At 60.0% G+C, this 25,299-nt stretch carries 22 protein-coding genes; 9 read left to right on the plus strand and 13 right to left on the minus strand.

The features are described from left to right. Positions 1-40: 40 nt before the first annotated feature. The 11 genes from NUH86_RS08300 to NUH86_RS08350 form a co-directional block, all read right to left on the minus strand. Positions 41-223, minus strand: coding sequence for a DUF1289 domain-containing protein (locus tag NUH86_RS08300; RefSeq protein WP_267251979.1), 183 nt, complete (start codon positions 221-223; stop codon positions 41-43). 10 nt (positions 224-233) lie between these two features. Beyond that, positions 234-1,154 (minus strand): CDF family Co(II)/Ni(II) efflux transporter DmeF, encoded by a 921-nt coding sequence (gene dmeF / locus NUH86_RS08305; RefSeq protein WP_267251980.1) that lies wholly within the window; start codon positions 1,152-1,154, stop codon positions 234-236. Positions 1,155-1,164: 10 nt separating this feature from the next. Then, positions 1,165-1,440, minus strand: coding sequence for a metal/formaldehyde-sensitive transcriptional repressor (locus NUH86_RS08310; protein WP_267251981.1), 276 nt, complete (start codon positions 1,438-1,440; stop codon positions 1,165-1,167). Between the two features lie 287 nt (positions 1,441-1,727). Next, complete coding sequence (locus NUH86_RS08315) at positions 1,728-2,903, minus strand: glycosyltransferase (protein WP_267251982.1); 1,176 nt, start codon at positions 2,901-2,903, stop codon at positions 1,728-1,730. Positions 2,904-2,907: 4 nt separating this feature from the next. After that, the gene (locus tag NUH86_RS08320) at positions 2,908-3,432 is read right to left on the minus strand and encodes a DUF2141 domain-containing protein (protein WP_416365351.1); all 525 of its coding nucleotides are present in this window, start codon (positions 3,430-3,432) and stop codon (positions 2,908-2,910) included. Further along, positions 3,429-4,382 carry a hypothetical protein gene (locus tag NUH86_RS08325; RefSeq protein ID WP_267251983.1) on the minus strand — a complete coding sequence of 318 codons (954 nt, stop codon included), beginning with the start codon at positions 4,380-4,382 and terminating at the stop codon, positions 3,429-3,431. The genes NUH86_RS08320 and NUH86_RS08325 overlap by 4 nt, the downstream gene beginning before the upstream one ends. Before the next feature lie 48 nt (positions 4,383-4,430). Continuing rightward, a complete protein-coding gene (locus NUH86_RS08330; RefSeq protein ID WP_267251984.1) occupies positions 4,431-5,609 on the minus strand; it encodes a glycosyltransferase in 1,179 nt (392 codons plus the stop codon). 68 nt (positions 5,610-5,677) lie between these two features. After that, the gene (locus NUH86_RS08335) at positions 5,678-6,424 is read right to left on the minus strand and encodes a polysaccharide deacetylase family protein (protein WP_267251985.1); all 747 of its coding nucleotides are present in this window, start codon (positions 6,422-6,424) and stop codon (positions 5,678-5,680) included. Continuing rightward, positions 6,411-8,729 carry a TonB-dependent receptor domain-containing protein gene (locus NUH86_RS08340; RefSeq protein ID WP_267251986.1) on the minus strand — a complete coding sequence of 773 codons (2,319 nt, stop codon included), beginning with the start codon at positions 8,727-8,729 and terminating at the stop codon, positions 6,411-6,413. Before NUH86_RS08340 ends, NUH86_RS08335 begins: the two co-directional genes overlap by 14 nt. A 34-nt stretch (positions 8,730-8,763) precedes the next feature. Further along, positions 8,764-9,726: a FecR family protein gene (locus NUH86_RS08345; protein ID WP_267251987.1), complete on the minus strand. Its 963-nt coding sequence runs from the start codon at positions 9,724-9,726 to the stop codon at positions 8,764-8,766. Continuing rightward, positions 9,710-10,336: an RNA polymerase sigma factor gene (locus NUH86_RS08350; protein ID WP_267251988.1), complete on the minus strand. Its 627-nt coding sequence runs from the start codon at positions 10,334-10,336 to the stop codon at positions 9,710-9,712. Before NUH86_RS08350 ends, NUH86_RS08345 begins: the two co-directional genes overlap by 17 nt. 354 nt (positions 10,337-10,690) lie before the next feature. Between NUH86_RS08350 and NUH86_RS08355 the strand changes: the two genes are divergently transcribed. From NUH86_RS08355 to NUH86_RS08370, 4 genes are all read left to right on the plus strand, one after another. Further along, positions 10,691-11,416, plus strand: coding sequence for a hypothetical protein (locus NUH86_RS08355; protein ID WP_267251989.1), 726 nt, complete (start codon positions 10,691-10,693; stop codon positions 11,414-11,416). 260 nt (positions 11,417-11,676) lie between these two features. After that, the gene (locus tag NUH86_RS08360) at positions 11,677-13,110 is read left to right on the plus strand and encodes a TolC family protein (RefSeq protein WP_267251990.1); all 1,434 of its coding nucleotides are present in this window, start codon (positions 11,677-11,679) and stop codon (positions 13,108-13,110) included. Further along, positions 13,098-14,135, plus strand: a complete 1,038-nt coding sequence (locus tag NUH86_RS08365) for an efflux RND transporter periplasmic adaptor subunit (protein WP_267251991.1) — start codon at positions 13,098-13,100, stop codon at positions 14,133-14,135. Before NUH86_RS08360 ends, NUH86_RS08365 begins: the two co-directional genes overlap by 13 nt. Beyond that, on the plus strand, positions 14,132-17,197 hold the full coding sequence (locus NUH86_RS08370; RefSeq protein WP_267251992.1) for an efflux RND transporter permease subunit: 3,066 nt from the start codon (positions 14,132-14,134) through the stop codon (positions 17,195-17,197). The genes NUH86_RS08365 and NUH86_RS08370 overlap by 4 nt, the downstream gene beginning before the upstream one ends. Before the next feature lie 88 nt (positions 17,198-17,285). On the opposite strand, the gene NUH86_RS08375 is transcribed toward NUH86_RS08370, so the two are convergent. After that, the gene (locus NUH86_RS08375) at positions 17,286-18,038 is read right to left on the minus strand and encodes a hypothetical protein (RefSeq protein ID WP_267251993.1); all 753 of its coding nucleotides are present in this window, start codon (positions 18,036-18,038) and stop codon (positions 17,286-17,288) included. Positions 18,039-18,301: 263 nt separating this feature from the next. Here NUH86_RS08375 and NUH86_RS08380 point away from each other — a divergent pair, with 263 nt between their 5' ends. From NUH86_RS08380 to NUH86_RS08390, 3 genes are all read left to right on the plus strand, one after another. After that, a complete protein-coding gene (locus NUH86_RS08380) occupies positions 18,302-19,213 on the plus strand; it encodes an endonuclease/exonuclease/phosphatase family protein (protein WP_267251994.1) in 912 nt (303 codons plus the stop codon). A gap of 133 nt (positions 19,214-19,346) precedes the next feature. Next, positions 19,347-20,441 (plus strand): VacJ family lipoprotein, encoded by a 1,095-nt coding sequence (locus NUH86_RS08385; protein WP_267251995.1) that lies wholly within the window; start codon positions 19,347-19,349, stop codon positions 20,439-20,441. A gap of 119 nt (positions 20,442-20,560) precedes the next feature. Then, the gene (locus NUH86_RS08390; protein ID WP_267251996.1) at positions 20,561-21,859 is read left to right on the plus strand and encodes an LptF/LptG family permease; all 1,299 of its coding nucleotides are present in this window, start codon (positions 20,561-20,563) and stop codon (positions 21,857-21,859) included. A gap of 46 nt (positions 21,860-21,905) precedes the next feature. On the opposite strand, the gene NUH86_RS08395 is transcribed toward NUH86_RS08390, so the two are convergent. Beyond that, entirely contained in the window at positions 21,906-23,162 is a 1,257-nt protein-coding gene (locus tag NUH86_RS08395; protein ID WP_267251997.1) for a hypothetical protein, read from the minus strand. Between the two features lie 156 nt (positions 23,163-23,318). Here NUH86_RS08395 and NUH86_RS08400 point away from each other — a divergent pair, with 156 nt between their 5' ends. Both NUH86_RS08400 and NUH86_RS08405 read left to right on the plus strand, forming a co-directional pair. Then, positions 23,319-24,080 carry an HAD family hydrolase gene (locus NUH86_RS08400; protein WP_267251998.1) on the plus strand — a complete coding sequence of 254 codons (762 nt, stop codon included), beginning with the start codon at positions 23,319-23,321 and terminating at the stop codon, positions 24,078-24,080. 68 nt (positions 24,081-24,148) lie between these two features. After that, positions 24,149-25,261 (plus strand): glycosyltransferase, encoded by a 1,113-nt coding sequence (locus tag NUH86_RS08405; protein WP_267251999.1) that lies wholly within the window; start codon positions 24,149-24,151, stop codon positions 25,259-25,261. Positions 25,262-25,299 lie beyond the last annotated feature (38 nt).

Consider the following 25,299-nt stretch of genomic DNA (forward strand, 5'->3'; position numbering starts at 1 on the left):
GCGGGGTCGGACAGAGCGCGCTAGCCGCCAGGCTAGCCGATCACTTATGCAGGCCGCGTCCTGCCAGCTTCGCGAGCCGGCGCGGTAGGTCGGCAGCGATCTTGCGTTGCTGTTGCGGCTGCGCCTTCTTCCATGTCCTGCATTCGGGTTTGGACCTGCCGCACCCTCGGCACCAGCCGGTCGAACCGTCGAACGCGCACAAGTCTATGCACGGGGACTTCACGGGTGCGCTTTCAATGGCATTCGATTGTCAGATGCTTCAACTCGTGGACGGGGACGAGCCGGTTACGGATAACACTCGCATCGATGCCCACGCCACCAACGACACCGACGATCGCGGCATGCGCGTCAGGGCCGACGCGCCAGACATGGAGATCGGAAATGCGCGCATCTCCTGGGCCTTCGACAAGATCCTGTATTTCCTCGGCCACATGATTGTCGGTCGTATCGAGAAGGACCGCGGCGGTATCGCGCATCAAGCTCCAGGACCAGCGAGCGATCACCGCCGCCCCGACGATGCCCATGACTGGGTCCATCCATACCCAGCCCAGATAGCGACCTGCCAGAAGAGCCGTGATGGCCAACACCGAGGTGAGAGCGTCGGCGAGGACGTGCACATAGGCTGAGCGGAGGTTATTGTCGCCGCCATGGGCATCATGGTCATGGGCGTGATCGTCATGACCGTTATGATGGTGACTACCCGACAGCAGGAATGCGCTGACGATGTTCACGCCGAGCCCAATGACCGCAATCACCGTTGCTTCGCCAAACGCGACCTTGATGGGTTCGAACAGCCGCAGGATCGATTCGACCCCGATTCCCAAGGCGATAAGGCCTAGCACGAGCGCCGAAGCGAAGCCTGCCAAGTCGCCGACCTTCCCGGTTCCGAAGCTGAACCGTCCATTGGATGCATGCCGCTTGGCATAGGCATAGGCAATCGCTGCGACACTCAGCGCCCCGGCATGGGTCGCCATATGAAAACCGTCGGCAAGGAGCGCCATCGAGCCTGTGACATAGCCGGCGAAGATCTCGCCGATCATCATCACAGCCGTCAGCACCACAACCCACAAGGTCCTGCGGGCGTTCTCGTCGTGAGAGGCCCCAAGATACACATGGTCGTGCGTAAAGGCTTCAATGTCGCGGGACGTGGTCAATATCTCAGCCTCATTTTGCGTAGCGGCGTATGACCGCGATCAGTTCTTCCGCCCCTGCGGCGCGCTCCTCGGCCGGAAGATCGGGATGCGCCACATGCGCGCGGACATGCTCCTCGATAATCACGTCCATGAGGCCATTGATGGCACCGCGTGTCGCCGCGACCAGATGCAGCGTCGTCGTGCAGTCCGTCCCTGCCGCGAGCGCTTTCTCAATCGCCGTGACCTGACCGGCGATTCGGCGCACCCGCTTCAGGAGTTCATCATTGCCTTCGGTCAAATGTCCCATAGCATACCCCCCTATCCTATATAGAAGCGGTGCGGTAACAGTATTCTGATCTGGTCTAACGTCGAATTAACTTGCGTTGCGGCTTGCCCACATAAGAAAGCGCCCTAACAGAGCCAGACAGCCGCACTCGTCTACGCTCCCAAGCGACCGCATCGCAACTGGATCAGGGGACGACTGCCCGGTGCTCGTGAAGGCCTCTCGCATAACTGCGAGGCGGTCCGTCCTCGTCCCGACGAAGTCGCACTCGGCGGCGTCCACAAAGTGAGATCTGCGGTGAAGGAGTTTCATCAAGCCGCAACCCGCATCGGCGCACGCACAGCTTCATAGTGCGCGAACAACTCGATGAAATGATCCGCCATCGTGCGGGGCGCCGAATGGACAATTGGGGCTGGTGCTACCAGCTCAAGCTGCCTTGATTGAACAAAATCCAGCATCGCCCGCGCTGCCCCCGCTGCCGAGCCGGACGGATATCGCCAGCCTCGCTGAGCCAGCGCCTGGTCCGAAGCTCCCCCGTCACTTGGAACAATCAGTGGCAGCCCTGACGCAGATGCTTCGGCCGCAACCATACAAAAGGTTTCAGCTTCGCATCCGTGAACAAGCCCGTCGGCACTGGCCATCATTCTGGCAAGCTCCTCCCGATCGGTGATTGGCGCCAACAGTTGGATATGGGGATTAGCGCCAATCTGCCGGACAATTCTCGCTCGCTCCCGGCCATCGCCTACCAGAATCAGCCCAACCGGGGCACTAAACTGGACCGACATCACAGCTTCGACGATCATCGGCCATCTCTTTTCGGGGCCATGACGACCGACACCGAGCAACAAGGTCCCGCTTGCCTCGAGCCCGCACATATCAAGCAAGCGACGCCGTAGAGGGAGATCGCGCAATGCAGGGGAGAAGAGGCCCGGTTCGACTCCCATGGGAATGGTCGAAACACCACGCAATCCACCTGCTTCGAGCCTTGCAGAAAGGCTGAAACTCGCGCTGATCACGGTTTCAAAGCGGGCGTCGAGCCGCCGCAGATGACGCCAGAACCAGTCAAAACCACGATCGATGGTCGGCCGATCAGCCAGCATCTCGAACCACCGATAGGCGTAGGCTGCCAATGGATCGGCATGCATCACCAGCGAACGCGCCGCCTGTCCCTGCCAGTCTGCGACCATAGAAGCGCTGCGCCAGGGCGAGGAAACTTCGACCACATCGGGCCGTTCGCAATCCAGAGCAGCGTGAAGGGCCTTGGCATCGGCGAAATAGTGATAATTGCCGTCCAATGGGAATTTGGGGGATTCCAACCACACTATCCGCGCGCCCTGCCCCCTCTCTTCGATCAGTGAACGGGGACCGGGCGCGATTACCACAATCTCGTGTCCTGCCTTCGGACCTTCTGCGAGCTTGCGATCGATGTAAGTGCGAACCCCGCCGCCCTTAGGAGAATAGAAAGCGCAGACGTCGACGATCTTCATATCATCAATTCCCGATCGGCCCGAACGACAGCAGGCCATGGCGATAGTTCATACGGATTGTGAGCGGCGTGATGCCCGCACCTGCAACCGCGCGCGCCGCGCTGGCGGGCGGTTTCGAGAAGCGCAGTTTTGGATTATTGGGAAAGCCGAGCCCATCGACCGACAGGCCGAATTTCCGGTTGCTGTCACGATCATGCAGCAATGAGAGCGTGTAAGTTCCCGGACCAGGGATGCGGATGCACATTTTCACCGGCCCGGATGACGGAACTGCGACCTCCGCGCGACGAAATGTTTTGCTTTCATTGAGAAGAACATTGTCGTCTTCTAAGAAATCATCATCATCCGGAGGATAGACCTCTAGCCGCATTCGACCCTGGCGATCCTTGAGGCCAACCGCTGTTACCAGAAAGGCCGGTCCTACTTCCCCGGCGCGGCAGCGTCCCTCGTTCATGCCCAGATCTGGGTTTGAGCGCAGTTGGGCCTGGGCTACCACTGGCATGAAAACGGCGAGCCACAACGCACGCCTCATTTCGGCCGGCTCCAGTTGACAAGTTCGGCGCCGGCAAGAGCGAGCCCGACCACCAAATGGGTCGCCAAAATGATCCCGGCCATCAGCGCCATCAGACCGACGACCTGGTGATCCTGGCCAACGAGGAAGATCGCCATGCCCGCGAACACGACGTCCTTGTTCGGCACAAATGGCAGGCGTGACAGGAGCAGCCTTAACGTGGAAAGCAGCAACCAGAGGCTGACCGATACGCTCGGAAGAGCGATATGCCACATCCAGGCCGCAAGCCCCGTGGTCATAATGATCCGCGCAAAATGGATCAGAACAACGAACCAAAGATCCTGTCGCGGCAAACTGAACAGCTTTTTGCGATACAGCATTGCCGCGACAGACGTGAGCAGGACCACGCTGATCGAAAAGACCAGTGTCCTGTTATCCAGCCCTAGATGGAGCGACCCGAAGAGCGGATAGGCAAGGCCAAGCATCGCGAGCGTTACGCAATTGCCGACCACGGCGGAGAGGATGGCGACATCCTTGACCGCCCCGAAAGGCGCCCCCACCATATTCGAGCGCTTGCGCGCCCAACTGTAAAAATAGAGCTCGCCGACATAACCGAGCAGCAGTTCGTTGCCGATCAGCTTGCGGACGAGCGCGAAAAACCCAGCGATCGGGATCGACCACAGGCGGCGGAAGATCACCCAGTCTGCAAATGGCGCCGCAGCGTAATAACAGGCGAAGATCAGCCAGAACCCCAGGGACGTCGGGAGCAGCGCCCAAATGCTGGTGAGATCGATCGTCGCGAGTTGCGCGACAACGACGCCAAGGATAGCCAATGAAATCGCGGGCGCTGCCGCACGGCTGATGCGGGACACCCCCACCTTGAGGACGACCGGATCCGGCCGCGTCGGTACAATTTCCTTCCAATCCAAAACAATAGGGTCAGAATCTATACTCTCGCTGATCCGATACACGCGTCACATCCGTCGCCGTTACTGGTCAGTTCTGGGACGCCACCACCGTCACAACATCGCATCGGCACCGTGAGAATTTTTCTCGGGGTTTGGAACATTGCGCGCTTTGGTGATCTGGCGCGCGAAAAGGGCGGCATAGGCGTCTGCTGCGCATTCGACGGTGAAGCGACTGGCCTGTCGTCTGGCGCGACCGGGGTCAGGCGTGCGCACGGCTGCCGCACGCATCGCCTGTTCAAGGCACCAGAGACTCCGCCTCGGCACCAATTCCCCCAATGCGCCGTGTTCAAGAAGACTGGCCATACTGACGCTGCAATCGGTCGCGACAATGACCAGGCCTGCAGCGAGTGCCTCGATGATCACGGCCGGCACGCCTTCATAGTCGGACGACAGGACAAAGACATCGCTTGCCTTGAGCCGTTCGATGACCGGACCTATGTGACCCGGCATATACACCTGCCCGGTCATGCCCACCTCCGCAATCAGGCGCGTCAACGACGTGCGCTCCGGGCCATCCCCCAGGATCGTCAGGCAATCCTGCGGACCGGCCATAGCGGCGAACGCGCCGATCAAGAGTGCGAAGTTTTTCTGCGCTACCAGCCGTCCGACCGCGATGTAGCGTGTGCCTCGGTCGTCACCGTCTCGCAGTGATCGCACCCGCTCTGCTCGCGGAATATCTGCCGCGCTGATTGCCGGATCGTTGATGATCGCCACTTGCGATCGGAGAAGCGCCATCGCGTCCGCAATCTCTGTGAACATAGGCGATGCCATCCCGACAAACTGGTCGATTAAGCGCCCCTGGATCCTTAGCCAGAGCCGATATCCCCATCGTACAGGACCGACCAGATCCCGCCGCGCCAGATCATTGCTGACCTTGGCCACAATCGGCGGACAGGTGCTGCCCAGCAGCAGTTTCATGGCGACGGCTACTACCGTGTAGGTGTTGCCAGCGCAGAACAAGATATCCGGGCGCTGGCGACGAATTTCGCCTGGCAGGCGCAGGATCATCCAGAGCGTCTCGAAGCGCCCGGTCGCGATGCCGCGAATCGCCAGCGACGAGTAGGAAAGCGCGGGCCACTCCGATCGCATGGCTCCATCGCTCCTGCCGAGCACGAGTTGGGTGTCGATACCGCGTTCCGTCCAGGCCTGGGTAAGGCGTAATGCAACTCTCTCAACCCCGCCGGGCTCAAAACTGTGAAGAAAGATCATGACGCGGAAAGGCTGTTGCATGCGAGGGGGTCTCGATCAGGGATGCCCCTTGGACGCCACGCCCGGCGCGATGTCGCATGGATCAGCACTCAATCCAGTAGATCTCCATAGCGTCCGACCGTCCGATCCCGCACGAAGCGGGTGACAGTCTTATCGATGCTATTCAGCAGGCTCGGCACCTTGGTGTCGCCGGGATGGACGGCGATTCGCACCGTGGGCATGATATCCAGCGCTGCGCGCGCCAAGCTTGCAAAGGCAAGAGAGCTCGCGATGCGAGACGTGCTGCGGCTCGCCCATGTTATAACCGGCCCGCGTGCGAGGACGCGCCCATCAGACGGACACCACACCCGCATATGGTCCTCGGTGAGCGCGAAATCTTCGTCCAGGAGGGCTGCACGGGCACCCTCGCCATAGAGCCAGGCTGGCGCAATGAACCCGGCAACGGGTCGCCCGATGGCGTTCTCGACGATTGCACGTCCGGCCCGCATGCGCCGCAGGGCTTCTTCGCGCTCAAGCCCCAGGAACTCGCCCTCACCTGCTGTCATGTGTCTGGCACGAAAACGGGCAACGCCATGAACGTGAACGCTGTCGTCGCGATGGCGCCAGCCGTGCAGGAACATTTCCACGCCAGCATCTGACCAGGCACGCAGCTTGCGTTGATAGCCCTTGGCTTTGCTGAGCGGGGCTTCATCCCAATGATCCGGGACCACCAGCATCGCAAAGCGGGGACCACCCAGAAGCCCCGCCATGCGATCAGCCAACCTGTCGACCTCATGCTCGAACCTGGGGCCGACATCATGGATCGAAGCGAGTAGGAGGCGTTTAGAATTTGGCATCAAGACCAATCCGGATACTGCGCGGTCGCAGCGGCGTGATCTGGTTCCGCGCGACCAAACCGAAGGGATTGCCGAACGCAAAGCGGTTGCCCCGCACATCTCCCAGATTGCTCACATCCAGCGACAATCCCATTCGCCCAAATTCTAGCCTGCCGCCAACGCTGCTTTCGAGATATTTACCCTGACTGACATCGATTGGTGGACCAATCCCGAGTTGGGATGTGCCGACATAGCGGAGGCTTCCGTCCAGCACGAGAGACGCGGACGGCGACAGCGTGGCACGATAGGTAATGGCTGCGCGGCCACCCGACTCCGCAACATTGGGCAGATCGCGTTCGTCCGCAGCCGCGTAGGCCGGGGCTGCGTCCGTCAGCCTGGAACGATTAAAAAACGCCGACAACTCGAACTGCAGGGCCGCAATCGGCATCCACGCGATATTCGTGTCGAGGCCGATGATCCGGCCATTGCCGATATTGACGGTAAAAGGGAGACCCGTCTCATCAACGAGATCAGCCTGAATGTCCGACCAGCGCGAATAGGACAGCGTCGCACTGGCGGCGAACCGGTCACGACCGGGCCGGCCGAATCGGAAACCCCCTTCGATCATATTGAGCGTGTCGCTTTCGAATCGTTGGACGCTTTGGGGGCTGGATGTCGGGCCGACCGCCAGACCGCCCGCCCGCGCGGCTTCCTGGTAGTGCACGAATACCAGCAACCGATTGACCGGGCGCCACGATAGCGCCAGCGACGGCGAGGTGCGCACCGCTGTGCGCTTGGGCTCCATATCTTCGGGCAGCGCGGTATCGAGCGCCTGACCCACAGCGCTGGAATAGGTGACCCGCCCGCCGATGGTCGCGCCCAGGCGCGGTGTGATGGGGATTGTATATTGTCCGAACAAGGCAGCCTCTGTGACCTCGTTACGCACACCCGTGATCGTCGCGGGGGCTAAGGGATCTCCCAAGCGCCGCCTCTGCTGCTCAATGTCGTGGACAACACTGACACCGGCGACCCAATCGTCGGTGCCCCGACGACGGCCGGACAGACGCGTTTCGTGCGAAATGAGCGAGATACCTATCGTTTCATCGAACAGGCGCGGCGGCGCTCCTGTAGAGGCAGTTGTTGCATCATAGCGCGTCTCGACGTCGTGCCGCACAAGCGCGGTCGAGGACACGAGCTCCATATCATTCCAGCGCTTGGCAATCCGGAATTGCGCCAGGCGATAATCATTGTCGAATGGCTGAGCGAGCAGCGTAGTGCGCGTGAGGTCGGGTTGGCCGCGCAGCGTATATTGCCCATCGCGGCTGGCGATATTTTGAACGACGCCGCCCACATCGAAGGTCCAGTCATTGCCAAGCGCATAGCGTATGTCGAGCCGCCCGCCATAGCTGATAGACCGGTTGATGTTGGATTGCCTCCGCAACGGGTCGTCAATATAGCCGGCGTCAATGACCCGATACCCAACTGCACGGATCGCCAGCCTGTCACCGACGATAGGGACATTGAGCATTGCGGCACCATCGCTACTGGTGCCTCCCTTTCGCGTAGTCCCAAGGCCGACTGAAGCAGAGCCCGCCCCGCCCGAGGGGTCGGGCATATTGGGAACAAGCCGGATGATACCACCCAACGCACCGGTGCCGTACAGCGTACCTTGCGGACCCGCGAGCACTTCGACACGTTCCATGTCATAAAGATTTAGATCGGGATCAGGCGCATTATACGTCAGGCGCACATCGCCGAGATACTGACCGACGGTTGCCTGTGTTGGTCCATTAAAGCTGCTGTCCGCCACTCCCCGAATGAACAATTTGTCCCGGCCCGGACCCAGGCTCGTTGAAGCGAGCGTGGGCAGGCGCGCTACGATGGCCGACGTTCCCCGCGAAGCCGACCGGGCGTTCCGATCGGGGTCGAGATCGACCACATCGACCGACCCGGCATAGCGATCGAGCATAATGCCCTGTTTGCTCGCCGTGACCACGATCTCGCCTGTATCGACCGCCCTCGGTTCGGGCGGCGCGATCCGACGCGGGCTTGCCGTCCGCCTGGCGCGCGTTGGCGGTGCGTCGATGATCCGAACGGTGCGCGGATTGATGAACTCGAAGGTGGCCCCCGTCCCGGTGAGCAGCAGCCTAAGCGCAGCGCGCGCCGAGAAGCGACCTTGTATGCCCGCAGTTCGGCGCGACCCGAGGCGCGCATCTGCCAAGCCGATCGTGAGGCCGGACTGCTCGCCGAATCGTGCAATCGCCTCGCCTAGAGAACCCGCAGGAATCGAGAACGATCTGCTCTGGGCCGCTGCAACCGTCGGCATTGCAAGCGCAATACCGGCGAGTGCGATCAGAACATCAGCGCCCCGCACGATTGCGTGTAACCAGCTTCCAGCCGGAGGCGCCGTGCTCCGCGCGCACATTCAACAGAACCGCCAAATCCGCAAAGAGACGGGCCCGGTCGGTGTCGAGTGTGATCGTGCCCGTAAAACGCTGGTTTTCGAGGACGGGATCCAGTGTTACTTTCTCCCCAATCGCGCGGGCCAGATCGGCGGCGACCAAAGACAGCGGGGTGGCGGTATAACTCAAGCGCCCCTCACTCCAGGAGCCGACCGCAGTGGGATCGACGCCACTCCGGATGATTGCGCCATTGCCGCCTGGGTCGCGCAGCGATTCTCCGGCCGCCAGGGTCACAGCTTCACTCTGCGGGTTATAAAGCACCGACCCTTCCGCGACGGCCACACGCACGCCATCCTCATCTCGAACGACATTGAAGACCGTTCCAACGTCCTGAATGCGCTCATCCCCAACTTGAACGACGAATGGCGCTGCAGGGTCATGCCTGATCGTGAAGATAGCCTCGCCGCGCTCGAGCTTGGCAAAACGGGGATTTTGGTGATCGAGCGTGATGCTGCTGTTCCCGTTGAGGGCAATGCGATCACCCGATGGCAGCGCCACGGTCCGCGTTTGGCCCGCCAGCGTTGCCACGTGATAGGGATCACCACGCTGGACGAGGCCAGGGCCGAAGATTGCGGCGAGCGCAATCGATGCTGCCACGCCGCCGCCCCACCACCAACCACGAGCAGGGCTGGGGTTATCGTCATTGGCGGCCTGCGGCGCCTGCGGTTGGGCCTCAAGAATTGCCGGACCAGCTTCCGCATCGACCGCTTCAATCGCATCATAGGCCTGCGCATGAGCCGGATCAGCACCCAGCCAGTCGACGAACGCCTCCCAGTCCTCCACCGAACCCTCCGCGATACGGACGTGCCAGCGGATCGCTTCCTCGCGCAAAGCGTCGTCTCGTTCAGCGGTCATGGTCATCGCTCATGTCCCTGTGACGTTCTCCTTCCCCGATTGTCGCATCCCCGGGCTCTTCGTCCAGGCGGGCCTTTGCCGCCGCGACAACATGGTACGCCCGATAGAGATGCTTCTCCACTGCGCTCTTGCTGACACCCAGCTCGCCGGCAATCACCTTTTGGGTCTGCCCGTCGATCCTGAAGCGCCGGAAAATGTCGCGGGTCCGCTCCGGCAAAATCTTCAGGGCAGTTGTGATCACATTTAATCGTTCGCGCGCAATCAACGCCTCTTCCGCCGAGGGGCGTACATCGACCTCGGAAACCACGCCGGTTCCACCCGCAGACCACTCCTTCTCGCGCCGAATCCGTCGCGCCGCAGAACGGCGTCGATCCAGCAGAAGATTATGTGTCATGCGATACAGATAGGCGCGTGGTTCACCAACCGGACCGCCCTGATAGCTCTCCAGCTTGAGATACATGTCCTGGATAAGATCGTCGGCATCGTCCTGCGACAGTCCGCGCACGAGCAGATAGCGCGTTAACGCTGGCCTCAAATCGAGAAATAGCCCTTTGAGTCCGCCCTCCGACATCCGTCCTGCATTGCTCCAACCGACGCCGCGCGCATATTTATGCACGATCGACTTTCTTCCGCCGCCACCTTGAGGCACGACCGGATGACAATGTCGTTACGATCGAGGCGTGAGCGATGGATGCGACTTTGGATCGCCCCCGCGTCTTCTGGCACAAGTTTGTGGTGTCCGCTACCGCCGTGAAACCCATCCGCGGTGAACCCCATCGAGCGGTAGCATTCATCAGAGGCGCAGCTACGGAGAGGACGGGTGGCCGTAACGTTCCGCGGCTGGCTAAGTGAGACTTTGTCCAAGGCGCGCCGTCTAACCTCGGAACCGAAGGCAGGTAGGCACGCGCTGCACATTGGTCTCGCCCGACCTTTTGGAGATATTATGCCCCGCACCCGAAATTGTCTTCCGATGGTCCTTGCATTCACCGCACTGTCAGCCTGCGGGAGTAACAGCGCCGCGCCACCCAAAGCGCCTGACGCTCAATCAGACACAACGAGCGCCTCAGCAAATGGCCTGGGCCAGGCGACACTCGCCGTATCCAACTATCCTGCAGTCACCGCTCAATTGCTTGCCGCGGCCGAGCCGTTTGAAAGCCTGACCGAGACCGCCTTTAGCGCCACGCCCCCCGCGCGTTCGAAAGCCATCGATGCCGCCGAGAACGCCGCGAAGGGCATCGCGGGCATCGTGCCACATGCGATTTCAGTGAAACTCGCAGACGAGCTGACGTCTATACGGCGAGCCAATGCGGCCGACAGACCCGCTGACGTCGCTCTTGCCTCGATGGAATGCTTTCGCACGCTAGTGAGCGCAGTTCCCGGCACCCCTGCGATTCCGGTCGATGTCAGCCTCCTCGACTATGCCGGATTTCGCTACGATGCAGATGCACAAGCGGCGCCCGTACGCTGGGCGGATATGGCTCGCGCCATGATCTTTGCGCGCGAACGCTGGTCCAACATCCGCATGCGCCCTGCCGCTGCGGGTCTCGTCACGCGATTCGAGACGGTTCTTACGGATATGGAGAAAGCGGTATCAGCGCAGAATGTGCCGCACGCACGGGCCAGCGCCAAAGCCGAGCTCGATATGGTCGACGAACTCGAATCTGTTTTCCAGCATGTGGACAGTTCCAAGTCTTGAGGGTGCCAAAGGTTGTGAAAAAGCCCCGAACGGACGATAGAAGATGCTCGCTCGGGCCTGTAATGTTTGTGGATTTCACCGGTGTGCAATCCAGCGCAGCAATTCCCTGATTTGGCTATGCCAATGACCAACATAAACTCGCACCGTTGCTGCGTATGTGTGATGGCAGAATCTGACATCCGCATGACCAGAATCAGCCTGATAACCTTGCGTATACTTGGTGATGGCCAAGAGCTCGTCGACGAAAGTGACTGACCGCCTTGAAGAACCCGTGGCTCGCCCCTCCAACGATTTCGTATCGGTCCGGCTATCTGACGCCGATCACCGTGCCGCGCGGCTCTTCGTTAGAGCCTGCACGCTGGTGCGTGATGGCAATCCCGTTTTTTCTTCTCGCAGGGTGTGCAACTTATCAACCGTCTCCCCTTTCCTCATCGGAAGTGGCATTCGCCAAGCCGGACTTGTCGGCGCTTTCACTCGATGCTTCCCTTCTCGACCGACCCTTCCTCTCTGCGCAGGCGATCGACCTTTCGCAACCGTTGACGCCCAATGCACTCGCGGTGATCTCCGTTCTCGAGAACCCGGATTTGAAGGCCCTGCGCATCAAGGCGGGCGTGAGCGACGCGCAAGCCTTTGCCGCGCGGCTCCTGCCTGATCCCACCGCTCAGCTAGGGTTTGACAAACTTCTGTCGGGGCCAGACACGCTCAACGGTCTTGCGGGGCAGATCGGCTTTGATCTCTCGGCAATGCGCACCCGCAACGTCACGGCCGAGTCCGCGCGTGCAACGCGACGGCAGGTTAGGCTCGATCTGGCATGGGCAGAATGGCAGACATCGGGTGCGGCGCGGCTCCAAGGCGCCCGAATCGTCGCGCTGCAGCGCCAACTGGGCCTGGCACGGGCCAGCGCCTCGTCGGCCGAAGACCTTCTACAGCGATCCCAACGGGCGGCGGGACGAGGCGATATTACCGCATCGGATACCGACGCACGCCGTCTGGCCGCGCTCGACTCAGGCGACCGATTGCGAACGGTCGATCGCGACCTGACGGCTGCCCGGCTGGAACTCAACCGCTTGCTTGGCCTGCCGCCTTCCTTCGCTGTGCGACTGGCGCCAGCGCCAGACCATCCAGTTCCGCCTTCGACAGAAATACTCGTCGCCCAGGCTGTCGCGCGCAGGCTCGACCTGCAGGCATTACGCGCAGGATATGATGCAAGCGAAGCAGACACGCGAAAGGCCATCCTCGATCAATTTCCAAACCTTTCGCTAACCGTCGCCAGCGCGCGCGATACCGCCGGAAACGTGACTCTGGGACCGCAAATCGGGTTCACTTTGCCGCTGTGGAATCGCAACCGGGGCGGCATCGCTGTCGCCCGGGCCACACGCGCGCAGCTTCATGCTGAATATGATGCACGCCTGTTCCAGACCCGAGCGGATATAGCCGCCGCCACCGCCTCCCTGGCAACGATTCGGCGCCAACAGGCTGCGCTGCGCGCTGCCATGCCTGCCCTCGAACGCTTTGCCAGTGCCACCGCACGCGCCGAGATGCGCGGTGATCTCTCGCAGGCCACGGCCCAGACGGCCGCTCAGACGCTTCGAGATCGCCAGATCGCCCTGGCTGCCCTCGATCAGCAGGCTGCCGAAACGATAATCTCCCTCGAACTGTTATCCGGTGGACCCAGCGAAGTATGGAATCGATGATCAGAGCCCTGCCCTTCGCAGCGTTGATAATCTTGGCGGCCTGCGGCAGCGCACCCGAAACGGGCACCGCTCCCGATCCGATTGCGCGTGTTCGCACCGCTGTCGCGAGCATGGGCACCTCGGGTGAAACCCTTACTGTTTACGGCATTGCAGAGGCGGGGCCTGGCGGCGTTCAGAATCTTATTATCCCAAGCGAAGCCGTCCTCACTCGCATTGTTGCCCCCACCGGCACCGGAGTCCAACGTGGGCAGGTCATCGCGCTCTTGCAGCCGAGTCCGACGACACGACTGGACCTCGTGCGCGCCACGAGTGACGCGGCCGCAGCCAATGCGACGCTGGCTCGGTTCCTGCGCCTCCGTACCGACGGTCTGGCGAGTGATGCAGATGTCGAAACCGCGCGAGCTGCGGCCGCGACCGCAAATGCCTTGCGTGCGAGCCTGGCCAACCGAGCTGATGGCTTGACTTTGCGTGCGCCCATGGCTGGCACAGTGCAAAATCTCAGCGCTAAGGCGGGCGACCAGTTGGCCGCAGGTACTATGGTGGCGAGCATAGCTGCCACGGGAAATGCGCGTGCGCGCTTCGGCGTCGATGCCGCTGCCCTGCAGACGATGCGTATTGGCCAGCGCGTCAGGATACAGAGAGTCGGATCGACAAAGGCAATCGAGACTATCGTGATCGGCGTCGATCCCCAACCCGAGGCGACAACGCGCCTTGCGTCGGTTTTTGCAATCTTGCCACCCGGTTCGAACATATCGGTTGGCCAGCCTCTCCAAGCTGTCATTACGGTTGGGGCCGTGAAGCCCGGCATCACGATCCCCTATGGCGCTTTGCTGGATGATGGCGGCAAGCCCTACGTTTTTGTCGTCAGCAACGACGCTGCCCATCGAGTCGATATCGTGCCAGGCAACACGGCGGGCGACCAGATCACCGTGCTTCAGGGACTGGTCGCGGGAAATCGGGTGGTTATCGAAGGCGGCACCGCGCTTGAGGATGGCATGAAGGTTCGCGAACGAGGCAAGCGATGAGGCCTCTGCTCGAGCGGCATCGCCGGTCTATCTGGCTCAGCGTCTTTCTCGTCACCCTGGCAGGGCTTTTCGCGGGGACTCGGCTCCCGGTCACATTGTTCCCGCAGATCAATTATCCACGGGTTGTCGTGGCGATTGATGCGGGCGAACGCGACGCTGCCCAGATGGCGGCCGACATCACACGGCCGGGGGAAATTGCGTTAAGAAGCGTGCCTGGCGTCACGCGGATTCGCTCGACCACCAGCCGCGGCTCGGCCGAAATTTCGCTAAGTTTCGACTGGGGTCAGGACATGGTGGCGGCAACGCTCGCCACTCAGGGAGCGTTGGCCACCATCTTGCCCGATTTGCCCGCGGGCACCCGATTCAATGTGAGGCGCTCGGATCCAACAATCTTTCCGGTGCTCGGTCTTTCGCTGACATCGGACCGTCGAGATGGCGTTGCTCTCCAGCAACTGGCTCAGTTGCGGTTGCGCCCCCTGCTTTCAACGGTTCCAGGCGTTGCCGGCGTCGATATCGTTGGCGGGGGAACACCGGAGATCGCCGTCGACGTCGACCCGGCGCGGATGCAAGCGCTGGGGCTGACCATCAACGACGTCGCGACCGCCCTTAACAGTGCGAACAGCGTCGCCGCCGTGGGAAGAGTCGAAGACCGCCATAGGCTCTATCTTGCCCTCGTCGAAAATCGCATCGCGAACGAGGCTGACATAGCGGCGGTCCCACTCAAGGCTGCAACTGATCCGGGAGCTGGAATCGTCACACTCGGACAGGTCGCCACGATTCGGCGGGCTCCTGCCCCGGCTTGGACGCGTGTGACCTCCAACGGCACCAACGCTGTGCTGGTGAATATTCGCCAGACCCCGGCAGCAGACGCGGTTACACTCGTCAAAGCGATCGACGAGCGTCTGAAAAGCGCCGGGTTGCCCACAGATGTGATCGTCAGCCCATTTTATGATCAGTCGGAGCTGGTCGCAGGCGCAGCCAGCGCCGTACGCGACGCAATTTTGCTTGGCGCTTTCCTGGCCGGTCTGGTTCTCTTCCTTTTCCTACGTAGTTGGCGGCTGATGGTGATCACGGCGGCTCTACTGCCCGCCGTGCTTGCCGCGACATGTCTCGCGCTTCTCGTCCTGGGCATGAGCTTCAACATGATGACGCTCGGGGGCATGGCGGCGGCTGTCGGCCTGATCGTCGACGACGCTGTCGTCATGCTCGAACATCTCATGCGCCGGATGCAGGAGGCGCCTGCCAGTACCAAACCATCGTTGCTGGACGCTGCGGCGGAAATGGCACGGCCGTTGTTCGGATCGACGGCTGCGACGATCGTTGTCTTTCTGCCGCTTGCATTCATCACCGGTGTCACTGGTGGTTTCTTCAAGGCCCTGGCAGTGACGATGACGGCCGCTCTGATCGTGTCGCTGCTATATGCCCGCTACGCTTTGCCCCTCGTCGCCTCGCGCTGGCTCACGATGCGCGATGTCGAGGCGGCAGAGAAGGCTGACGGATTCATGGGTCGTATTGGCGACGGCTACGATCGTGCGGCCCATCGTGCCTTAGTACGGCCGGGCGTCTTCGTCGGTGTAGGCGCTGCAATCCTGCTGCTGGTTGGCACCTTTTCCTGGACCCATGTACAATCCGGCTTCATGCCGAAGATGGATGAAGGCGGTTTCATTCTGGACTATAAGGCCAAATCCGGCGCGGCGCTCAGCGACACCGATCAGCTCCTGCGTCAGGTTGAAGCAATCATCCGCGATACCCCGGAGGTGGTAAGCTATTCTCGCCGCACCGGCTTCCAGCTGGGCGGGGGGTTGACCGAAGCCGACGAGGGCGATTTTTTTGTCCGTCTCAAAGGTGGCAGCCGCCGTCCGATCGAAGCTGTCATGACCGAAATCCGGTTAAAAATAGAGGCACAGGTTCCCGGCCTTCAGGTTGAACTGCTGCAGTTGATGGAAGACCTGATCGGTGATCTCACGGCTGTCCCCCAACCCATCGAGGTAAAACTATTTGGCGATGATCCCGGTACCCTTGCATCAGCGGCCCGCAAGGTTGCCCAAGGTATCGGCACCATCAATGGGATTGTCGAGGTACAGGACGGATTGCGCGTGGCGGGCGATGCGATCATCCTGAAGGTCAATCGGCCAGCCGCTGCGCTGGCTGGCCTCGACCCCGACATGGTCGCAAAACAGGTCGAAGCCCAGATTGCGGGCACAGTGGCCACGCGGCTACTCGCTGGCGAAACTTTGATCGACGTCCGCGTCCGCGCGCCACTCACTTTGCGTCAGCGCGCCGACATGTTGGGTGCCCTCATTTTGCGCGCGCCGGATGGGCGGACCGCTGCTCTGAACCAGGTAGCTCACGTCGAGATCGCTGCAGGTCAGCGCCAGATAACGCGGGAGGATCTGGCGCCCTTCATCGCGGTGACGGCGCGGCTCGAAGGACTTGACCTTGGCTCTGGTATGAAGGCCGTGCAAACGAAGGTTGGACAGCTCCATCTCCCAGCGACGATCCGCATCGACTATGGCGGCCTTTACGCGCAACAAACACAATCTTTTTCGGATCTTACGACTGTTTTTGTCGCAGCATTGCTCCTGTCGGCATTATTGCTCACGCTTCTCTATGAAAGCTGGGCATTCACTATCGCGGTTATCTGCACGGTCCTCCTTTCGATCTGTGCCGTCCTGTTCGGCCTATGGATTACCGGTACCGAACTCGACATATCTGCACTCATGGGCGTGACGATGGTCGTCGGCATGCTGACCGAACTTGCCATTTTCTTTCTCGCCGAGCTTGTCCCGGACGCATCAATTACCAGCGAGTCTCTCATCGAGGCAGGCCGTGCCCGGTTGCGGCCAATCCTGATGTCGGCCTTGATTGCGATCCTCACATTATTGCCGCTGGCGTTGGGGTTAGGCCGCGGATCCGGGCTGCAGCGGCCGTTGGCGACGGCGATCATCGCCGGCTTGGCGATCGGCGCCCCGCTTGTGCTAACTCTACTGCCCGGACTAATTTTGTTGCTGGGCAGGATCGGAGCCGGTGTGCGGATAACGGAAAATACGGCGCCATCCTAACCGGTGATGGGTCTCTGCTTCGCCGGTCTGACCTAGCGGCGCACCAGTCCGAGCGCTCCAAGCTATCTGTGAAATCAGGCCGGCGCTTCTAGAAGCGGTGACGTAGCGTGAACGCTAAGCGACTGTCCGTCCCGCTGGTCCGGCCACCGATCATCGTGGCATCGGCCAAGCCTACACGTTGAAGGCGGGCATCGAAACCCAAGGTCGTTCCGCGGTTTCCTGTACCTGCCAGGCCCCACGCCAGGACATCTCCTTCAAAGCGAAGACCCGAAGCGTTGAGTGGAGCACCGGCGGCAAGTTCGGCCAGCCGATCAAAGCCGTGTCGTACCCCACTATTGCCGGCCTTGAACACGCCAAGTGCGATATGTCCGCGCTCCTCGCCGACCCATTCGACGCCGGCGAACACCGTTCGTGAACCTAGCGCGTGTCCGCCAGACATGAGCCCCCACGGACGTCGCTTTTCAACCAAAACCGTGCCGACAAGACCGATGGTGCCAAGCGATCCAATATTATGGTCATAACGGCCAGACAGCGACCAGGATTTGATCTTGTTGTCCGGCCTGAGCGCAAAGCGATCGACAAGGCTCGCCGATTTTGCACGCGTACCGTCGATTGACAGACGCTGGTTACCAAAATCAAAAGTACGTTTCCAGTCTTTGCGGCGGAGATCAGGCTGTTTCACGACAGTTGCATGACTAACGCCGGGCGAATCATAAACTATTGGGACTGCTTCGGCTCGCGCAATCTGAGGGATCACCAAAAGCGCCAATGCTATCCCGTACCGCGTCCAATGATAGCGTTGAGTATCTGATGCCCTGTCCATGATGAATTCCCCTGACATCGAGACATCATCATGTCCCGGCACCTCTGGGACGTTGCCACGCCGGGATTATCGCATCCTGCGCAAACTGCTCCAGCCCACTGCGACATTGGGAGGCGCACGACGTCATTGCCTTGACGATCCGAGCGAGGGAGCGACAAGTGCGAACGAGAAATTGCTGGATACTGGTTGCCTTTAGCCTCCTTGGCGCTTCCCCACCGCTGCGTTCAGCACCCTTTGATCTTGAACCAAATAGCAGTGCTGCCCCCGAAGCGCTTTCGGTCATGACCTACAATGTAAAGGGCCTGCCCTGGCCCGTGGCATGGGGGCGTGATGGTGCACTTGAGGCCATCGGGCAACGACTTGGTCAGCTCCGCTCACGGGGACGTCAACCGCACATTGTCGCATTGCAAGAAGCATTTACAGACGAAGCCAAGTCGATAGGGCGGGCTGCCGGCTATGCCCATATCGTCACCGGTCCAGCAGCCGATACGCATGACGATAGAGCCTTGTCCGCCGATGATCGACGGTTTGCAGCAGCCGGTAGCTGGATCAAGGGGGAAACTCAGGGCAAATTCGTCGACAGCGGCCTGCAGATTCTCTCTGATTATCCCATCGTGCGTATGCGGCGCGCCGCATTCCCAAGCTATACTTGTGCCGGTTACGACTGCCTTGCCAACAAGGGCGTGCTCCTTGTCGCCGTTGCCGTACCTGGCGTCCCCATCCCTGTCGAAATCCTGACCACACACCTCAATTCCCGGCGTGCGTCCGGTGTAGCGGATGATCGCTCACTCTATGCCTATCAGCGCCAGGTCGCGTTTCTGCGCCGCTTCGTTGCGATCTATCACGATCCTGCCTCCCCCCTCATTATGGCTGGTGACTTCAACATGGGACCGCGCCCAGCGCGACGCAGCCTCCTGCTAGGTTCGGTCCGCGGCTTAAGCAACGACCGGGGTCGAGCCGTTGTGCGCGATGGCCTAAGCATCTGCTTCACCAATCCGGCGGGCGGAATCGCGCAATCGGCCGATGCCAAATGGATCCTGAAACGCGGGCGCGACTGGCAGTTCATGAGCGATGGCGAACATGTCATATTAAATGCCATGCACGCCGCTATTCCATTCGGGCGGGCGGGCGGTGCCGATATGCTATCGGACCATATGGGTTTTTCTGTCGATTACCGGCTCAGCCATTCTTGATATGTCGACCATGAGCGCTCAATCAAAATCATGACAGCCCTTTCATCTGCCGCATCCAGTTCGCACCGACTTCGCCCCCACCTAACCTACGCACTGGCGGGGATGGGAACGGAAGACCGTAAGGAAAGACACCATGAGCATTTCGGCAGCCATCGTCGCGCTACATTTGCTCAACGCACCCGTCGCGGGTGACGGAAAACTGCCCCGCGAGATCGAACATCTCCGAGTTGCTGGTCCGCGCATCGACGCGACTCCAGTTCAGGAAACAGCACTCGCATCACCTCCGCAGGTGGCGCCGGTCACACCAGCAACGCGCCAAGAGGTCGATCAGGATGATATCGTCGTAACGGCGCGACCACGCATCGTCAGCGATCCGTTGGAAAGCGTCAATGTGAAGTCCTTTGAGGTCACGCAATCGGTCGACAAGGCATTTGTCGGCCCTATAGCGCTCACTTATCAGCACAGGGTTCCTGGACCGATACGCAGCGGACTACGCAACTTCCTCTACAACCTCCGCGAACCAGTCGTTTTCCTTAACTTCCTGCTTCAGCTCGAACCCGGCAAGGGCGCTGAAACATTCGGGCGTTTTGCCATCAACTCCACTATCGGCGGCGCAGGTCTGGTCGACGTGGCGAAACGGCACCCTTTTGCCCTTCCCCGACGACCAAACGGCTTTGCCGACAGCATGGGCTACTACGGTATTAAACCAGGGCCGTTCCTGTTCTTGCCCCTGATCGGACCCACTACCCTACGCGATCTTGTCGGCGACGGGTTGGACCGGCTCGTCCTGCCACTCGCTTTTGGCAAGCCATTTAACCAGGCCACTTTCACACTCCCGGCAAGTGTCATCGGAGCGCTTGATCACCGAGCCGAGTTTGACGAGCAACTCCATACGATACGAGATGGAAGCGCTGATCCCTATGAAGCCTCACGCGCTTTCTATCTTCGCAAACGCCAGGCCGAAATCGATGGCCTTCGAGGCAGACGCACAGAGCAAGGCACGCCGACAGCGGTGCTAGGCGATCCCGCCTTCGATCCTAATGTGGTCCCGGCCCCTCGAGCAGCGGTGCCGGTCACCGTTCCATTGTCCGTGCCAGTAGAAGGTCCTGAAAAGGTAACGCCCCAGAGCGCGCCGATTTTCTCCAACACCTCAGACGAAAGGCCCGAGATCAGGATGTCGAACTCGGACTTACACAGCCCTTCGCCCCGACATGGCGGAACCACCTGACGCCCAGCATCGGAACTCCCTTGGTGCCTGGCAATAAGCAGGCCGTCATCGCCCCACGACGCAAGCCCGAGGAGATAGTCTCGTAATGTGACTCCCCGTCGATCGCGACGTCTCATAAGGTGGCATCAGCGATCCCATCCTATGGGGAAACCCTTCAGCAACCCCGGCTCGTCGAACAAGGAATCCTCGATGGACCTCTCCCGCTCGACAAGCTCATTCGAGCCGATCCAAAAGCGCGGCCACGACGATCAATCCTGTCGCACCGTCGCATACTGCTGATCGACAGGTACATTGCCTCCGGCATCATCGCACCCTTTGCCGCAACAGTGGCGATCATCGTGATGCTGCTGACGCTGGAGAATGTGCCGCGCCTGATCAAGGCGATGGTAGATGTTTATGACCCTATCAACCTTTTGGGCCGCTATGTCGTCGCACTGCTTCCTGAATATCTTGGGTTCGGATTGCTCGTAGCTCTTTATCTGTCCGTTGCTTTGGCTTTACGAAGGTTGGCGCTGCAAGGCGAGCTCGAGATTTTCGCCGCAGCTGGGTTTTCCAATGCTGCGATCCTGAAAGTCCCCATTATTACCGCATTCTGCGTGGCAGTTTTGATTTTCGGAATACGCGGCTACGCGCAACCCTGGGGCGAACGTCAGCTCGACTCATTAGGTACAGAAATCCAAAGCGGCGACCATGGTCTGAGAATTCGCCCTGGCACCGTCGTGCATCTCGCCAAGGATGTAGCCCTATCGGTCGATCGGATGGGGATTGCCCCAAATACCTTCTCCGGTGTTTTCGTACAAACGGGTACCACCACTGTGGCAGCTGCGTTTGCAACAGCGCAATTTGACTCAGATCATCGGCTTCGACTCATACTAGAGGATGGAACTTTTGTGCGATGGAATCGCGGTTCATGGTCAGGCTCCGGTCAGTTCGCTCGGCTCGAACTGCCATTGCCGTTGGGAGCAGCCTTACCACCACGCATCTCGCCTCGCGAACAGCTGGATCGCGTGCGGATTGATACGTTGCTGGCCATGACGCGTGGCGAGCCAAGGGTGTCGACGGGCTCCCCAAATGGCGCCATCGCAGCGCTGGCAGCCAGGATTGCCGGGATGTGCTTTTGTTTCATCGTGCCTTTCCTTGCTTTTGCCCTCGCGATTCCGCCCAAGCGCTCCCGTTCCGCTATTGGGCTCGGCGTAGGACTTGTTTTGCTGGTCGTTTTCATCCGGATGAGCGCGGCCGTCGAGGCCGTCTACGCGTCGAACGCAATATCTTTTTTTGCTCTACTTCTGGCGGGTTGGGCTGTAGCTGCCTGGCTGCTAATGCGTATTACGACCGCCGGTGGCCTGGGGGTGATCGAATCACATCTGATCAAATGCATATCTCGACCGATAGCATCGCTTGGACGCCGATACCGCTAGACTCGATGCCTTTTCGCTCGGTGTGAGCGGCTGTGCTCGGGACAGTCTATATCTGTGTCGATGCAATTTTGAGAATTGCTCTGGCGGCCCGCTGCGCTGATGGCTCGGCAGCAAGATCAAACGTATATCCGAACAGTTGTTCCTGGATGGGGCGGTATAGCACGTCATGATCCCGAATTGCCTGATCCAATGCAGCGTCCAGCCGATCGATGGTTTCGATCACCGGACCGGCCTGCCAATGAGCGAAGTTAGGATCTTCCTCCCATGCACAGCGATGGGCATTTATAAATACACAAGGTCGAGGCTTTTTGAGGAATTCGTACACTTGGCTGCTTACGTCCCCCAAATAAATGTCTGCCATTCTAACATAGCTCATGTCAGTTGATGCAACCGATCCGGTATCAATATGAAAATGGGCCGCTTCACGGTATCTGGGAGCTATAGATCCTGTTCGCGCTACCCTTAGCTTATCAATTGTCACCGTGACGGCACGCTGGAACAACATCATGTGCGGCGCAAAAATGAGATTGTACCGATCACTGTTGAGAAAATGCTCAAGTACGCGAGCCCCCATCCCGAACCATGACGAGAGATGCGGCGAGACATGCGGGTTGTAGAGAACGGTTGGTTTGCCATTGGATTGCATCGGCAGAGGAACCGCGTCACCTGGGCAGGCATCAAATTTTGGGTAGCCGGTTATCGTCAATCGCGCCGGATCCACACCGGCATCTCGAACCAAACGATCGCGTATTTTTGGGCCTGCGGCCAGTATGTGGTCAAATAGGGCCGCCTTGCGACCAAAACCAATCGCACGGTCACCTGCTCCATGATCGGCAAGGACCATGAGCGGGCGATCCAGGCCATACCGGGTTTTGAGCAGCAAAGAAGTCCGTTCGCTTACAACAAGAATGTCTAACGAGCGAAAAAACTCGAGGTTGTCGCGATAAATAAGAATCTTGTGCGCTGGCAACGCTTTGCCAAATATGGTGACCAATGAACGCGACACAGCCGACGTCATGTTCAGGTCGACGAGCGTAATCCGGTCCAAAAGCGATCCAGCCAATCGCACGATTTCCTGCCGCATCGTGGCGTTAGTCGATGCGATGATAACCTCAAAAGCGCCGTCCTGCGCTGCCAATGCAAGGGCAATCGGGAGGCTGTGGGCGATCTGGTGTATCTGATCATGGTTGAACAAAAAACCGATCCGCCTCGATCGACCAGCGACGCGGGCTGCCCCTCGTTTGCTTGTCGCTCCCGGTTCCAGACCAGCGACGACGAGGGATGTCTGGTCTGGTTTGTTCATTATCCCGCCCTTCCCAGCTAGGACGGCAGCGATCCGACAATGTTGCACCTCCAGCTGTTCGCAGAGACAATTTCATGGGCACAGGAGGTGCGACTCTCGACCAGTCGTGCCGTCCTAGAGCTGCCTCATGCGCCAGGGGACAACAGGGCAGACCAAATGCAGAACTCATTGTCGCCGAAAACCAGTAGATGCTCTCCCTTAGCCCCTGAGCAGGCGCGAGGGAGGCTGCCAGAGCTTAGGACTGACAGTCGAATCCGGCTGTCGATATTCGATCTCGACCGGACGCTGACGCGCAAACCAACCTACACCGCCTTTCTCATATTCGCCGCCCTGCGACTTGCTCCATGGCGGCTATTGCTAGCACCTGCGGTCATCGCCTGCATGCTCGCCTATCTTGCGGGTCTGATCACCAGACGTCGCGTGAAGGAACTGGAACAAGCGCTGCTGCTTGGTCGCTCCACACCAGGCCCCGCAATCACGGCCTTGGCAGAGCGTTTTGCGAGCAAAATCTGCCGGAACGGGATTTACCCATCCGGAATGGCACAAATCGATCAGGAGCGTGCGGACGGTCGAAGAGTGATTATGGCAACCGCCGCCAATAGCGTGTATCTTGATGCGATCGCGGCAAAGCTGGGTATTGACGAGGTCGTAGGAACCCGGTCTTCCTGGCACGACGATCACCTCATCGCAAAGATCGACGGCGAGAACTGCTATGGCAGCGCCAAGCGCGACATGCTCGCGGCCTATCTTGAAACCAACCGCCTCTCGCGTGGTAAGACCGACATTCGCTTCTATTCAGACCACATATCAGATCGACCGACATTCGAGTGGGCGGACGAGCAGGTCGCCGTGAACCCTTCACCCAAATTGCGAGAACTGGCATCACGTCGCAGTTGGTCGATCATCTTATGGGAATGAGATTTGCGCCGCCGCCGACGACTACCCCGCACCTCCCGGGGCGAAGGAAGGTAGTCCTATTCGCCTATATGTTGAGCCAAGGCGGCACCGACCGGGTGACCGCCCTGCTGGCGCGCGGTTACGCCGATGCGGGATTCGACGTCGAGCTGCTGGTCCTATGTCGGGGTGGTACCGCACAATCGCTGCTTTCAGACATGCTTGGTCCGGCGGTTTCCGTTCGCTTTATCAGTCAGCAATCGACTTGGCGGACATTTGACCTGCTAAGGTTGATGCCTGCACTCGTCCGAGCGCTTCGTGCGGCGGAACCGGACGTTCTTATTTCGACAGCCAACAATACAGCCTGGATTTGCACAGCGGCCCGAAAGTTTGCGCAAATTGAAAAGGCAAAACTGGTTCTAAAAACGACCAATCCCGTTGTCGGCTCGCGTCATCGTGGACCGGTCCGAAAATTGCGCCTCTGGGGCTATGGGAAAGCCTTTTCCTGCGCGAGCGCCATATGGACATTGAGCGAGGCAGAAACGACGATGTTGAAAGCTGCCTATCCTCAGGCAGCGCGCCGTGTCCGAACCGTGATCAATCCCTATGTAACTGATGCTATGCTGGCACCAGACGGCTCGAGCGCCTCTGCCACCGCACCTCCTCTAATCCTGGGTATCGGTCGCCTGACGAGGCAGAAGCGCTTCGATCTTCTGATCCGCGCCTTCGCGCGTGTACAACGGACTGATGCGCGGCTGATCATATTGGGTGACGGCTCAGACCGAAAGAGATTGGAGCAACTGGTCAGGTCGCTTGGCCTCACAGCTCGCGTTACCCTCCCAGGATATGTGTCCGACGTCGCTGGATGGCTCAAGCGCGCGAACCTGTTCATTCTGCCGTCTCGCTATGAAGGCTTACCGGCCGTGGCCTTAGAAGCCATGGCAGCCAACTGCCCGGTCCTAAGCACAGATTGCTTTGCGTCCGCGCGCGCATTGCTGCGCATGGCACCTGGCTGCGGCATCATCGAAAAGGCCGATCCGTTAAATCTTGCCCAGTTGATAGACAGCAGGCTGGAGGGCGAAAGGCCCACGACATTGCGGGCGATAGCGCAGGGTCACTCTGTTACGGGGGGGATTGCCGACCATGTGAAGGCCCTTTGCGCGTTGTGGGAGGGGGAGGGCGCTTGCCGGCCCGATGCACGATAGTGTCGCTGCTCAGGGCTCGTTATTGTGAGCATCGCTTT

This window comes from Sphingobium sp. JS3065, from assembly GCF_026427355.1.
Classification (GTDB): Bacteria; Pseudomonadota; Alphaproteobacteria; order Sphingomonadales; family Sphingomonadaceae; genus Sphingobium.

Bases quoted from the DNA above. Each gene is read 5' to 3' on its own strand.
- NUH86_RS08335 (WP_267251985.1), bottom strand. From the start codon at position 6,424: ATGCCAAATTCTAAACGCCTCCTACTCGCTTCGATCCATGATGTCGGC.
- NUH86_RS08385 (WP_267251995.1), top strand. From the start codon at position 19,347: ATGAGCATTTCGGCAGCCATCGTCGCGCTACATTTGCTCAACGCACCC.
- NUH86_RS08330 (WP_267251984.1), bottom strand. From the start codon at position 5,609: ATGCAACAGCCTTTCCGCGTCATGATCTTTCTTCACAGTTTTGAGCCC.
- NUH86_RS08320 (WP_416365351.1), bottom strand. From the start codon at position 3,432: ATGAGGCGTGCGTTGTGGCTCGCCGTTTTCATGCCAGTGGTAGCCCAG.
- NUH86_RS08370 (WP_267251992.1), top strand. From the start codon at position 14,132: ATGAGGCCTCTGCTCGAGCGGCATCGCCGGTCTATCTGGCTCAGCGTC.
- NUH86_RS08345 (WP_267251987.1), bottom strand. From the start codon at position 9,726: ATGACCATGACCGCTGAACGAGACGACGCTTTGCGCGAGGAAGCGATC.
- NUH86_RS08355 (WP_267251989.1), top strand. From the start codon at position 10,691: ATGGTCCTTGCATTCACCGCACTGTCAGCCTGCGGGAGTAACAGCGCC.
- NUH86_RS08395 (WP_267251997.1), bottom strand. From the start codon at position 23,162: ATGAACAAACCAGACCAGACATCCCTCGTCGTCGCTGGTCTGGAACCG.
- NUH86_RS08400 (WP_267251998.1), top strand. From the start codon at position 23,319: ATGCAGAACTCATTGTCGCCGAAAACCAGTAGATGCTCTCCCTTAGCC.
- NUH86_RS08405 (WP_267251999.1), top strand. From the start codon at position 24,149: ATGTTGAGCCAAGGCGGCACCGACCGGGTGACCGCCCTGCTGGCGCGC.
- NUH86_RS08365 (WP_267251991.1), top strand. From the start codon at position 13,098: ATGGAATCGATGATCAGAGCCCTGCCCTTCGCAGCGTTGATAATCTTG.
- NUH86_RS08310 (WP_267251981.1), bottom strand. From the start codon at position 1,440: ATGGGACATTTGACCGAAGGCAATGATGAACTCCTGAAGCGGGTGCGC.
- NUH86_RS08380 (WP_267251994.1), top strand. From the start codon at position 18,302: ATGACCTACAATGTAAAGGGCCTGCCCTGGCCCGTGGCATGGGGGCGT.
- NUH86_RS08340 (WP_267251986.1), bottom strand. From the start codon at position 8,729: ATGCCGACGGTTGCAGCGGCCCAGAGCAGATCGTTCTCGATTCCTGCG.
- NUH86_RS08375 (WP_267251993.1), bottom strand. From the start codon at position 18,038: ATGTCAGGGGAATTCATCATGGACAGGGCATCAGATACTCAACGCTAT.
- NUH86_RS08315 (WP_267251982.1), bottom strand. From the start codon at position 2,903: ATGAAGATCGTCGACGTCTGCGCTTTCTATTCTCCTAAGGGCGGCGGG.